Genomic DNA, 11,778 nt, shown 5'->3' with positions numbered 1-11,778 from the left:
CAATATTGCGACAGAATTAGAACGCTCTAATCACCTACTGAAGGCAAGTATCCTGACAAGCGCTCACTTATTTTATCAGGTACGTTTTGCAAAACCTCTGCAATAGCACGATCCAATGCATAACCAAAACATTTTTGATCAGCGCTGCCATGACTTTTCATAACGATACCTTGCAACCCAAGAAGCGTCGCGCCGTTTAAACGAGAAGGATCCATCTGCGCTTGCATCTCTTTCAATACGGGACGAGCCAGTAGAGCTAAACAGCGCCGATACAAGGTACGAGAAAAGCTCTGACGAACACGATTAGAAATCAAACGCGCCAAACCTTCACTACTTTTGAGTGTAACATTACCTACAAAACCATCGCACACAACAATATCCGCCTTACCAGCAAAGACATCATTACCCTCAACATAACCGATATAATTCAGACCCGGCTGCTCACAAAGAAGCTTGTTTGCGAGCCGCACTTGCTCATTACCCTTGATAGCCTCTTCGCCAACATTCAGCAAACCAACCGTGGGCCCGGCATTGTTATCAACAGCCTCAACCATCACACTACTCATTATCGCAAACTGCAACAAATGCTCAGCGCTGCAATCAACATTGGCACCTAAGTCCAGCATATAGCAGTGACCACTCAACGTGGGAACTGAAGCAATAATGGCAGGCCTGTCAATTCCTGGCAGCATCCTTAGCACCAAGCGCCCAAATGCCATAAGAGCACCGGTATTACCTGCACTAACACATGCGTCTGCTTGATTTTCAGCCACTGCTTTTACAGCAAGAGACATTGAAGAGTCTTGTCGATGTCTAATTGCTGATGACGGCTTATCATCCATAGATACCGACTGACCAGACGGCAAGATTTTCAACCGAGACCTCACGGAATCAGTAACGCGTCGAGCTGCGAGAAGAGACTCTAACTGTTCAATTTCACCTATAAGCAAAATTGTCAGATATGGATGACGCTCTAAAGCAAAAAGAGATGCTGGAAGGATCGCGTGGGGACCAAAGTCCCCACCCATCGCATCAACCGAGAGAGTGACGCGATTCGACAACGAAATTATTCGCTATCTTGATTTACAACCTGACGACCACGGTAGAAACCGTCAGCTGTCACTTGGTGACGACGGTGAGTCTCACCTGTCGTTGCGTCTACAGACAAAGTCGGACCAGTCAAAGCATCGTGTGAACGGCGCATATCACGACGTGAACGAGACTTTTTGTTTTTCTGTACTGCCATGGTGAGTTAACTCCTAAATCATTTCTTATTGGCCTTCAACTGGGCCAATACTTTAAACGGGTTCGGTTTTTCATTTTCCGGCTTTTCAGCCATATCCGCATCACCGAATTGGGTTTGAATACTACAGTCTGTGTGGTATGGAACTAATGGCAGACTGAGAATCAACTCCTCCTCAATGACGTGCAATAGTTCGATCTCTTCGTCCTCAACGATCAATGGATCATAATAGCGAGGCAGCTGCTTTGCCTTCTCCTCATTGAACGCGATTGCCAGATTGAACTCAGCCTGGACATCGACTTGGACCGCTTCCAAACAACGCTGACAAGTCATGTGAACACGACCTTTAGCATCACCTGTTATAATACGAATTCTGCGTTCATCCAGCGAAAAAAGAAGATCAACATCAATAACATCACTATCTGTACATAGATAGGACCCTACTCGAGGCATCTCTTTTACACTAGCCTGACCGGTAATTCGGACTTCCCGCTCAGCAAGCTTTCGCGGATCAACTATTTTCGGTAAGTTACCGTACGACATAAGCGCGCAATTCTAGGGCCCAGCGGCCCTCCTGTCAAAGGAAAATAAAGTTTCGTTCTTAAAAAACGGTTACTATTTTACGCGTTTGCACATCAATACATAAGCCTTTAAGGAAAAGAAACATGCAACCTCTGGTTTTAGCCTCCAGCTCACCCTATCGACGCATCCTTTTGGACAAGCTACAACTGCCTTATAGCTGCCATAGCCCTGATATCGATGAAAGCCCCTATACGGACGAAAGCGCCACACAATTAGTCATGCGCCTTGCTGCAGAAAAAGCCCGCGCTGTCGCAGTCCAACACCCGGGTAGTGTCATTATAGGCTCAGACCAAGTCGCGGTACTCAACAACCTCATCCTTGGCAAACCCGGTACAAAAGAAAACGCCAGAAAACAACTACAGCAAGCATCGGGGCAGCGCGTTACATTCCTGACAGGCTTATGCACATTAGATACGCTCAACAACCACGCCCAGACAGAAGTAATCCCCTTTTATGTTCATTTTCGCGAACTCACAGCCCAAATGATTGAAAATTATATAGACAAGGAAAGTCCGCTAGATTGCGCCGGCAGTTTTAAATCAGAAGGATTAGGGATAGCACTATTTGAAAAACTGGAGGGCGAGGATCCTAACGCGCTTGTCGGCTTACCGCTTATAAGACTAATTTCGATGTTAAACAATATTAACATCAACGCGATATAACAAACATATAGCCCCACCTTTACGTATATAGAGCAAAGAATAAAGGGCTATCATAGATAACCCTTTATTAACACTTTAACGCAACGAATATCCGCCTTCAAAACCCAGCTGCGCCGCTATTGTTTTACCGAAAGATACGCCGAATTTCTCAATTACCTGATCTAATGGCGACATTTGAGAAGAGTAATCAACCAACTTCTCTTGTCCCACTATTTCACGCGCAACATAACTAGCACTGCCCAAACCATCGATAAGACCTTTTGCTACCGCCTGTTCTCCGGTCCATACCAAACCTGTAAACAGGTCTGGCTCATCTACCAATTTATCACCACGGCCTTTTTTTACCTGATCAATAAACTGCATATGCGTAGTATTAAGCACGGACTGCCAAAATACTTTATCGCTATCCTTCATCGGGCTGAATGGATCAAGGAAGCCTTTATTCTTACCTGCCGTCATCGCACGGCGCTCCACACCCACCTTACCCATCAAATCAACAAACCCAAAACCACCAGAAATAACACCGATAGAACCAACTAAACTCGCTTTATCTGCATAAATCTCATCTGCGGCGGCGGCTATATAATAAGCACCAGAAGCACCTATATCCATTATGACGGCATAAACGGGTTTATCTGGGTACAACAGCCGCAAACGCTTAATTTCATCATAGACATAACCAGACTGAACAGGACTGCCACCGGGGCTATTAATACGCAAAATAATAGCTTTAGCACTTTCCGCTTTAAATGCATCACGTAAAGACCAGATAATACTATCGGCATTGGCTGCTTCTTGAGCTGATATAGGCCCTGCAATCTCAATAACAGCGGTATGCTCAGCCTTATCACCTGTTAAATCTGTAGTAAAAGATGTGCTCGAAAAATAAATCCCCAAAATAGCAATCAAGTAGGCAAAAAGAAGTCCTTTAAAAAAGATCCCCCAACGCCTTGCTCGTCGCTGCTCAACAAACAAACCATTGAGCATTTTTTCAATAAGTTTCCACTCTTTATTACTGCTTTTACTCGCGGCTTTTTCTAACACTCGATCCAAGCCCTCGTCCTTTTTTTCATCCCAATGATTTTCGTTCTCGCTCACACTGCTTCTCCTGATTGCAAATCTAACCACGCCTCTAACTCTGGAAAGGCATACATCTCTAGAACTGGCTTATATTGTTTCAAGCGATCAATATGATGCGCGCCATAGCTCACAGCGATTGTAGCCATTCCTGCCTGGACACCCATTTTTAGATCAAATTCAGTATCGCCAATCATCACAGCATTATCACTTGAGACCCCACTTTGCGCCAAAATCTCTTCCAACATATGAGGATGCGGTTTCGATGTCGTCTCATCTGCACAACGAGTGACCTCAAACAACCACCCAAGTCCAGTATCCGCTAACACTCGATCTAGGCCTTGTCGGCTTTTCCCTGTAGCAACTGCTAGCCGATAACCTTTCTTATGCAGGCTCTCCAGCGTTTTCTGCACACCCGGAAATAGCGATGTGGGTGTACTATCTCCCTCCATATAATGATAGACATAGCGCTCACGCATCGACACTAACAACTCGCTATCAATATCTGGATACAATGCCTGAATTGCTTCAGGAAGACCTAACCCAATAATTTCCCTAGCTTCATGATCCTGCAAATGTCTTAAACCCAAATCCCTTGCAGCAGATTGCATACTGGACACAATCCGGGCGGTCGAATCTATTACCGTCCCATCCCAGTCAAAAATAAGTAACGAATACACAATAGCCATCCTACTAGCTGTAATAAATCAAAAAGCTTCGATCGCTGAGTTCACAATGAAAGACTCTTCATCTAAGGCGGTGACACTACGCCAGTATGACCGACATTAGTTGTTCATGTTCAATTTCTGTGGGTCAGATTTTGACAATAGCACAAGCCTGCCGAAAGCGAGGGAATTAAAGCTAAAAAAATGATTTTAAAGAAGAAAACAAAAAAAGAGGAACAATAGACTTAAGCAAGCCTCACTTGTCCCCCTTGCAAATAGGTGGGCATCACGACATAACTAGCTTTCTTGAATAACCGGGCGAATATGCAACTCACTCACATCGATGTAATCAGGCTGCGTTATTGCATAAAAAATAGCATTCGCTATATCCTCAGGCTTTAGAATTTCTGAACCCTCTGCGTACATATTAGCCTTTACCGCGTCACGAATTTTCTCATGCCTAATGCTATCAGGCAGCTCCGTAGCAACTGCACCTGGCTGAATATCCGTTACCCTTACACCATAACGAATGGCCTCTTTACGCAAGGTATCTGAAATAGCACGAACAGCATGCTTGGTTCCAGCATATACCCCAGCGCTTGGGTAGGTTTGGCGAGCCGCAATAGAACTAATGTTAACAATATGGCCATTTTCACGTTCAGCCATGCCAGAATAAACCGCATGAATAGCGTAAAGTACACCTTTAATATTAACGTCTATCATCTGCTCCCATTCATCAAGGCGTCCTGCCAATATTGGGCTAATAGGCATGGTGCCGGCATTGTTGATTAAAATATCAACACCGCCAGCAGCCGCAAGCTTCTCGCCTACAACAGCCATACCAGCACGATCAGAGACATCCACAGGTTCTACATTTACGGTAACCCCCAGCAAACGCAACTCATCCGCTAGTGAAGCTAAGCGCTCTTCGCGGCGAGCGCTCAACACCAAAGAAACGCCTTCGCTAGCCAGGCGCCTTGCCGTAGCTTCACCGATGCCTGAACTGGCACCGGTAATCCAAACCTTCTTGCCCTTCAGCATGAACAACACTCTCCGTTAACGATGCTTAAAATCCGGCTTACGCTTTTCAGCAAATGCCGTCATACCTTCTTTGCAATCTTCAAATGCAAAGGAAGATGCAAAGTTACGACGCTCAAATGCAAGACCATCACGCAATGACGCATCTACCGCCATATTGACCGACTCTTTTACCATGTAAACAACAGGACGAGAGTTAGAAGCGATTTTTCGTGCCGTTTTAAAAGCCGTTTCAGCCAACTCTTCTACTGGAACAATTCGTGATACCAGCCCACTACGCTCAGCTTCTGCTGCATCCATCATACGCCCACTAAGGCACATCTCCATTGCTTTAGCTTTACCTACAGCCTTGGTCAAACGCTGAGTTCCTCCGGCACCTGGAATAGTACCAATAGTTACTTCAGGCTGGCCAAATTTCGCAGTCTCGCCAGCAATAATAAAATCGCAAGCCATGACCATTTCACAACCGCCACCCAATGCAAAACCCGCTACTGCTGCAATAATAGGCTTGCGAGCCTCATCTATTGCACGCCAGCAATCACGCTGAATATAGGGGAAATTCGCCATATACAACTGAGGGAACGTCAGGTCTTTCATCTCATTAATATCAGCACCTGCTGCAAACACCTTATCACCACCAGTTATGATGATACAGCCAACCTCTTCTGCATTTTCCAAGACATCAATCACCTCACCCAACTCTCGAGTTAAGGTCTGATTTAAGGCATTCATTACCTTAGGACGATTTAAGGTAATAACACCAACACCCTCCTTTACCTCAACCAATACTGTTTCGTAACTCATATTTATACCCTTTACCGCAGCTAATCCAGAATGCACTCCAACCCAAACGCTCTACGCGTGGCGACGGCTCTGCACTACACGAAAACGATTCGCGACATACGCTAAATCTGACAAACACGCATTCGCTGCCGGGTTACAACCCGTGGCATGAAAATCACTATACGCTGCGCTCTGGTTTACGAATACGCCACCAGTGAGGTTGCTGCTCAACGCTACGCCCCCATCAATTGCCGCTTCTTCTACCTGTTCTTGAATATGCTCATTATGCGTATAGCAACCTAAAGTAATCGCACCGTGCTGTTTAACTGCATCGGTCGCCAAGGCAATCGAGTGTGCGGTGCTGTCCGTTTTTACGACAAAGCTAATCGGACCAAACAGTTCTTGCATGTACGTGTCCGCTTTATCTGCATCAATGCTCATCAACAGCGGTGAACGTACGCGTGCATTCGGGAAGTGTGGATGTACTAAGGTTTCTGATTCACGCAAGACCGTGCCCAAGGTCACGCTGTTTTCAATGCGCTCTGCCGTGACGGGGGCTTGGATAGCACCCAGCACCATCGCAGCACGCTCAGGATCTGATAAGAACTTGCTCACCGCGGTCGCGAGATCGCCTGCCACGTCATCAAACGTTTTGTGACCGAGGTCTGTTTCAATGCCATCTTTGCTTACAAAGATGTCTTGTGGGGTGGTACACATCTGGCCTGAATAGAGACTCAAGGTAAAAGCAAGGTTACGCAGCATGCCTTTGTAGTCGTCAGTGGAGTCAATAACAATGGTATTAACGCCGGCTTTTTCGGTATACACCTGTGCTTGTGTGCAGTTGCTTTCTAACCAGTTACCAAACGGCGTGTTGCCGGTGAAGTCGATCAGTTTGATCTCTTCCCGTGTGGCCAATTCTGCTGTGGCAGGTTTGCTGCCATCTTCGTCGATGACCATCGATACGATATGCGCTGGCAAACCGTTTTCTGTTAGTACGTCTTGTGCAATTTTCACACTGATCGCCGCCGGCAAGATAGCCGCAGGGTGTGGCTTAACCACCACCGGGTTACCGGTGATGAGGTCGGCAAACATGCCAGGATAGGTATTCCACGTAGGGAAGGTTGAACAACCAATCACTAAACCGATACCCCGCCCAACGGTTGTGAAGGTTTTATTTAGAACTAATGGGTCGTGCTTTCCTTGTGGTTTTGTCCACACAGCACTTTGCGGTGTATGCATCATCGCTGTGTAGCCGTAAGCCACCGCTTCAAGACCACGGTCTTGTGCGTGAGGGCCACCCGCCTGAAAAGCCATCATAAAACCCTGTCCTGAGGTGTGCATCACCGCGTAGCCAATTTCAAAGCTGCGCTTATTGATACGCTCCAGTATTTCTAAACAGATGGCTGCACGCCCTTGAGGGCCCACATCACGCCAGGCTTTACGTGCATCCTGCATGGCCGGTAGTAATTGGTCCAAATCGACCAGCGGGTATTTAACGTTCAGATCAATACCATACGGGGAGACTTCAGCACCGGCTTCACCAACAATACCCGGCATCTCCAATGCAAAGCTCTGGTTTAGGTAGCTTTTAAAGGCGGCTTCACCGTCCGCATTGGCGGTTTCGCCATACGCACGTGGGCTCGGATTTTCTGGGTAAGGCGTCCAGTAATCGCGGGTTTTAATGGCATTCAGGGCAGCGTTTAGTGTGCTTTCGTGCTTGGTGACTAATGCAGCAAGCTGGGGCGTCATCGCATGGCTCATGAGGATTCTCTGTCGTTATTCGGTGAAGGTGCTGTTCTTTACATATAGAGAGACCATACACCAAAGTTTATGATACATAAAGCATGTCTTTAGTTATAAATATTGTATCTCTTGAAGAATTGCTATAACCTATTTTTTTCGATTTATTTGTCGCAACACTGTGCATATACGTAAAATAAATTGTTAATTAATTCTGCCCGATAGCACGAATTCATGGCGGACCTAATCCGCCTTTTTTCATTTCTGCAACTATCTTTTTCCAATTTATAACCTATTCGGCGCACCCAATATTAGGTAAAGTCAGGCCCTATACCCGCGAAAGGAATCTTGATGTTTTTACCTACCTCCCTGGCAACCATACTGGTTCTTGCCTCCATTGTTGCTCTTGGGCCACTTTCAACAGATATGTACTTACCTTCGTTGCCCAGATTAACAACAGAGCTAAATGCATCAATTGATCAAGTACAGATCACCTTATCCATTTTCTTTGCAGGGTTTGCTGTTGCACAGCTTGTTTACGGACCACTGGCAGACCGTTTTGGTCGAAAATCTATTCTTCTTGCAGGCTTAGCGCTCTTTACTACTGCATCTTTTGGCTGCGCTACAGCAACAACCATCGAAGAACTTATTGTGTTTCGCTTTTTGCAGGCATTAGGAGCATGTGGTGGGCCAGTATTAGGCCGCACCATGATTAGAGATATCTATGGCCCTACACAGTCTGCCCGCGTATTGTCCATGATGGGTACCATTATGGCACTGGCACCCGCTATCGCCCCGATCATTGGAGGCTATATGCTCTTCGTGTTTAATTGGAGTGCCATCTTTATATTCCTTGGCGCTTACGGAGCTATCGTTACATTAATCATCACGTTCAAAATTCAGGAATCACTACAACCAGAAAATGTGAACAGCCTAAACCCTCTAATTATTATGAGAAATTACGGTGAACTACTTCGCAGCCGGATTTTTCTTGGCTATACACTGTGCTGCAGCTTTACATTTTCCGGACTGTTTTCATTTCTCTCCGGGTCATCTTTTGTGTTGATTGATTTTTTTGGCGTCCCTGAAGCGAACTACGGTTTTTATTTCACAGCAGTCGTCCTTGGCTACATGGTTGGCACTCAGCTAAGTCAGCGCTTAGGATCCCGCTATGGCATTAACAAAATGCTAGTTATAGGTACTCTGCTAGCCTCAAGTGCAGGCATATCAATGCTGGCAGCGTCTTTACTTGAACTACATCACTTGTACTGGGTAATTGGTTGCCAGGTGTTTTTTATGATGGCCGTAGGTATGGTGATGCCACAGGCAATGGCTGGAGCAATGGGGCCATTTTCTAAGATGGCAGGCACAGCATCGGCATTATTAGGTTTCACACAGTCTGCCATTGCCGCTGTTGTCGGCTTAATTGTTGGTCATAGCCATACAGGCACCCCTACTATTATGGCGGCCAGCATTGCCTTGATGGGCACGCTGGCTTTCCTCAGCTATCTAATTATCATTAAACCCATATCAATAAACACTGCAGCTCAGAGATAAAACATACTTGGCAAAGTCACTCTCAAGGGATTACCCTGAACGCAATCAATAAGGAGAAAAGCATGCTGATTCACCCTCAAAAATCCTGCTTATTAGTTGTCGATATCCAAGAAAAATTAGCTCCCGCTATTCATGAAAAAGAGGTGCTGATCCAAAACAGCAAATGGTTAATTGAAATAGCCAGCATACTCGGTATCACTATCATAACTTCCGAGCAATATCCTCAGGGCATAGGCCATACCATCGATGAATTAAGAGAGGTTTTACCAAAAGATAAGTACATGGAAAAAACACATTTTTCCTGTATGTCAGAGCCCTCTTGTCACAAAATGATTCACGATAGCAACCTTGAACAGATTATTGTTATTGGAATGGAATCACATGTCTGTGTTATGCAAACAGCTATTCAGTTAAAGCAACAAGGACTAGAAGTTTATGTTGTGGCAGACTGTGTATCCTCCCGCAATCCCAACGATAAGTTATACGCGCTAGAAAGAATGCGTTCTTGCGGCATACATATTGTAACTCGTGAGATGGTCGCTTTTGAGTGGATGCAAAAATCAGGGACAGAGACATTCAAGCGCATCAGCAAAGAATATCTACGCTAGACCCCATAGGGGCAGAACCACCCTGCCCTTAACAGAAAAAAACTCTCGAAACGCCCCGAAAACCCATACTTTCGTCTGATATCAGACGCATAACAGAAAAAATCACCAAGCATAACTCTATAAAATTTCCGCCGATAATTCTAATAACGTGAAAAACGAAAACTCCCTGGAGACTAGTGTATATGCAATCAATTATCGATTCTGTAAATGGAATCATCTGGAGCCCAGCTCTTATCTATCTGTGCCTTGGTGCAGGCTTGTTCTACTCAATTCTTACTCGCTTTGTCCAAGTACGCATGTTCGGCGAAATGTGGCGTTTGCTATTTTCTGGCAGCAGCTCCGACAAAGGAATTTCCTCTTTTCAAGCCCTAGCTGTATCGCTTTCAGGGCGTGTTGGTACCGGTAACATAGCAGGTGTAGCAGCGGCCATTGGTTTTGGTGGTCCGGGTGCTGTGTTTTGGATGTGGGTTGTTGCTTTTCTTGGCGCAGCTACGGCTTATACAGAGTCTGCATTAGGGCAGATTTATAAAGAAGAACACGAAGGTCAGTACCGCGGTGGTCCGGCATTTTATTTTGAAAAAGCGATGGGCCAAAAATGGTTTGCATGGATTTTTGCTATTGCAACTATTCTAGCCTGTGGCGTGATGCTGCCAGGTGTACAGTCTAACGGTATTGGCAACGCAGCAGAACTAGCATTCGGTTCAGGCGGTATGGTCAGCACTTCAATGGGTGATCTGAGCCTTACCAAAATTATAGCGGCTATCAGTATTGTACTGGTGCTTAGCTTCATCATCTTCGGTGGTGTAAAACGTATTGCTAACTTCACTCAGGTTGTTGTTCCATTCATGGCACTGGCTTACATCGTTATTGCTTGTTCAGTTATTGCACTTAACTTAGAACAGCTACCTGATGTTATCAGCATGATTTTTGCTGATGCATTCACACCAATGGCCGGCATGGGCGCTGCGATAGGCTGGGGCGTTAAACGTGGCGTTTACTCAAACGAAGCAGGACAAGGTACCGGCCCTCACGCAGCAGCAGCGGCTGAGGTTGAGCACCCAGCACAACAAGGTTTAGTGCAGGCGTTCTCTGTTTATATTGATACGCTGTTTGTTTGTTCTGCAACTGCATTCATGATTCTAATCACAGGCGCTTATAACGTACACGGTGCAGGCGAAGGTATTTTCCTCGTTCAGAACTTAGCTGCAGATATCGCGGCTAACAGCCCTGCTTACACGCAAACTGCTGTTGAACAAGTACTACCAGGCGTAGGTAAGCCATTTATCGCACTGGCTCTATTCTTCTTCTCATTCACCACTATTCTTGCTTATTACTACATTGCAGAAACCAACCTTGCTTACCTAAAACGTACACTTAAGTTACCTGGTTTCAATTTCTTACTTAAGTTTGTATTGCTAACGGCAACTTTCTACGGAACTGTTAAAACTGCAAACCTTGCATGGGGTCTTGGCGATGTCGGTGTTGGCTTGATGGCATGGCTGAACATTGTTGGTATTTTGATCATATTCTTCATCTCAAAACCCGCAATAAAAGCGTTAAAAGATTACGAAGCACAGCGCAAAGCAGGCGTCAAAACCTACACTTTCAACCCAGAGAAACTGGGAATTAAAGGTGCTGACTTCTGGGCGAAGCGTTATGCTAACTCTCAAGAAAAAGCACGTGAAAAAGATATTGCTTAATATCTAACCCTTCCCATAAAAGCCGCTCTCTTAGAGTGGCTTTTTCATTTCTCCTGTCATCTAATTACCACAGATTCTTCATATTTCTGACATGTCTAGATAACTGGTCTGTCACATATCACT

Annotated in this window: 12 protein-coding genes; 4 read left to right on the top strand and 8 right to left on the bottom strand. The window is 45.5% G+C overall.

Annotation, left to right across the window (positions count from 1 at the left end):
- Positions 1–26 precede the first annotated feature (26 nt).
- From plsX to NEJAP_RS06885, 3 genes are read right to left on the bottom strand one after another with little or no spacing between them, the layout of a single operon-like run.
- On the bottom strand, positions 27–1,061 hold the full coding sequence (gene plsX, locus NEJAP_RS06895; RefSeq protein ID WP_201349913.1) for a phosphate acyltransferase PlsX: 1,035 nt from the start codon (positions 1,059–1,061) through the stop codon (positions 27–29).
- 5 nt (positions 1,062–1,066) lie between these two features.
- Positions 1,067–1,246 carry a 50S ribosomal protein L32 gene (gene rpmF / locus NEJAP_RS06890; protein WP_028470082.1) on the bottom strand — a complete coding sequence of 60 codons (180 nt, stop codon included), beginning with the start codon at positions 1,244–1,246 and terminating at the stop codon, positions 1,067–1,069.
- 18 nt (positions 1,247–1,264) lie between these two features.
- A complete protein-coding gene (locus NEJAP_RS06885) occupies positions 1,265–1,696 on the bottom strand; it encodes a YceD family protein (RefSeq protein WP_236591097.1) in 432 nt (143 codons plus the stop codon).
- Between the two features lie 212 nt (positions 1,697–1,908).
- Between NEJAP_RS06885 and NEJAP_RS06880 the strand changes: the two genes are divergently transcribed.
- Entirely contained in the window at positions 1,909–2,487 is a 579-nt protein-coding gene (locus tag NEJAP_RS06880; protein ID WP_201349911.1) for a Maf family protein, read from the top strand.
- 75 nt (positions 2,488–2,562) lie between these two features.
- Here the strand turns inward: NEJAP_RS06880 and NEJAP_RS06875 are convergent, their stop codons facing one another.
- The 5 genes from NEJAP_RS06875 to paaN all read right to left on the bottom strand — a co-directional run bounded on the left by NEJAP_RS06875 (position 2,563) and on the right by paaN (position 7,811).
- Positions 2,563–3,585 (bottom strand): S49 family peptidase, encoded by a 1,023-nt coding sequence (locus NEJAP_RS06875; protein WP_419197846.1) that lies wholly within the window; start codon positions 3,583–3,585, stop codon positions 2,563–2,565.
- The gene (locus NEJAP_RS06870; protein WP_236591096.1) at positions 3,582–4,253 is read right to left on the bottom strand and encodes an HAD-IIIA family hydrolase; all 672 of its coding nucleotides are present in this window, start codon (positions 4,251–4,253) and stop codon (positions 3,582–3,584) included. The genes NEJAP_RS06875 and NEJAP_RS06870 overlap by 4 nt, the downstream gene beginning before the upstream one ends.
- Before the next feature lie 273 nt (positions 4,254–4,526).
- Entirely contained in the window at positions 4,527–5,270 is a 744-nt protein-coding gene (locus tag NEJAP_RS06865) for an SDR family oxidoreductase (protein WP_201349909.1), read from the bottom strand.
- A gap of 15 nt (positions 5,271–5,285) precedes the next feature.
- A complete protein-coding gene (locus NEJAP_RS06860; protein WP_201349908.1) occupies positions 5,286–6,071 on the bottom strand; it encodes an enoyl-CoA hydratase-related protein in 786 nt (261 codons plus the stop codon).
- 51 nt (positions 6,072–6,122) lie between these two features.
- Complete coding sequence (gene paaN, locus NEJAP_RS06855; protein ID WP_201349907.1) at positions 6,123–7,811, bottom strand: phenylacetic acid degradation protein PaaN; 1,689 nt, start codon at positions 7,809–7,811, stop codon at positions 6,123–6,125.
- 330 nt (positions 7,812–8,141) lie between these two features.
- Between paaN and NEJAP_RS06850 the strand changes: the two genes are divergently transcribed.
- From NEJAP_RS06850 to NEJAP_RS06840, 3 genes are all read left to right on the top strand, one after another.
- A complete protein-coding gene (locus NEJAP_RS06850; RefSeq protein ID WP_201349906.1) occupies positions 8,142–9,347 on the top strand; it encodes a Bcr/CflA family multidrug efflux MFS transporter in 1,206 nt (401 codons plus the stop codon).
- Positions 9,348–9,409: 62 nt separating this feature from the next.
- A complete protein-coding gene (locus tag NEJAP_RS06845; RefSeq protein WP_201349905.1) occupies positions 9,410–9,955 on the top strand; it encodes a hydrolase in 546 nt (181 codons plus the stop codon).
- A gap of 182 nt (positions 9,956–10,137) precedes the next feature.
- Positions 10,138–11,655: an alanine/glycine:cation symporter family protein gene (locus NEJAP_RS06840; protein ID WP_201349904.1), complete on the top strand. Its 1,518-nt coding sequence runs from the start codon at positions 10,138–10,140 to the stop codon at positions 11,653–11,655.
- The last annotated feature ends 123 nt before the right edge of the window (positions 11,656–11,778 follow it).

This window comes from Neptunomonas japonica JAMM 1380, from assembly GCF_016592555.1.
In the GTDB taxonomy this organism is placed as follows: Bacteria; Pseudomonadota; Gammaproteobacteria; order Pseudomonadales; family Balneatricaceae; genus Neptunomonas; species Neptunomonas japonica_A.
Note: the sequence above shows the minus strand (reverse complement) of the source record. Positions and strands in the feature narration are given on the sequence as shown.

What these genes read in the sequence shown, in the direction of transcription:
- NEJAP_RS06880 (WP_201349911.1), top strand. Translation starts at nt 1,909, where the DNA reads ATGCAACCTCTGGTTTTAGCCTCCAGCTCACCCTATCGACGCATCCTT.
- NEJAP_RS06885 (WP_236591097.1), bottom strand. Translation starts at nt 1,696, where the DNA reads ATGCCTCGAGTAGGGTCCTATCTATGTACAGATAGTGATGTTATTGAT.
- NEJAP_RS06840 (WP_201349904.1), top strand. Translation starts at nt 10,138, where the DNA reads ATGCAATCAATTATCGATTCTGTAAATGGAATCATCTGGAGCCCAGCT.
- NEJAP_RS06865 (WP_201349909.1), bottom strand. Translation starts at nt 5,270, where the DNA reads ATGCTGAAGGGCAAGAAGGTTTGGATTACCGGTGCCAGTTCAGGCATC.
- NEJAP_RS06850 (WP_201349906.1), top strand. Translation starts at nt 8,142, where the DNA reads ATGTTTTTACCTACCTCCCTGGCAACCATACTGGTTCTTGCCTCCATT.
- NEJAP_RS06870 (WP_236591096.1), bottom strand. Translation starts at nt 4,253, where the DNA reads ATGGCTATTGTGTATTCGTTACTTATTTTTGACTGGGATGGGACGGTA.
- NEJAP_RS06860 (WP_201349908.1), bottom strand. Translation starts at nt 6,071, where the DNA reads ATGAGTTACGAAACAGTATTGGTTGAGGTAAAGGAGGGTGTTGGTGTT.
- paaN (WP_201349907.1), bottom strand. Translation starts at nt 7,811, where the DNA reads ATGAGCCATGCGATGACGCCCCAGCTTGCTGCATTAGTCACCAAGCAC.
- rpmF (WP_028470082.1), bottom strand. Translation starts at nt 1,246, where the DNA reads ATGGCAGTACAGAAAAACAAAAAGTCTCGTTCACGTCGTGATATGCGC.
- NEJAP_RS06845 (WP_201349905.1), top strand. Translation starts at nt 9,410, where the DNA reads ATGCTGATTCACCCTCAAAAATCCTGCTTATTAGTTGTCGATATCCAA.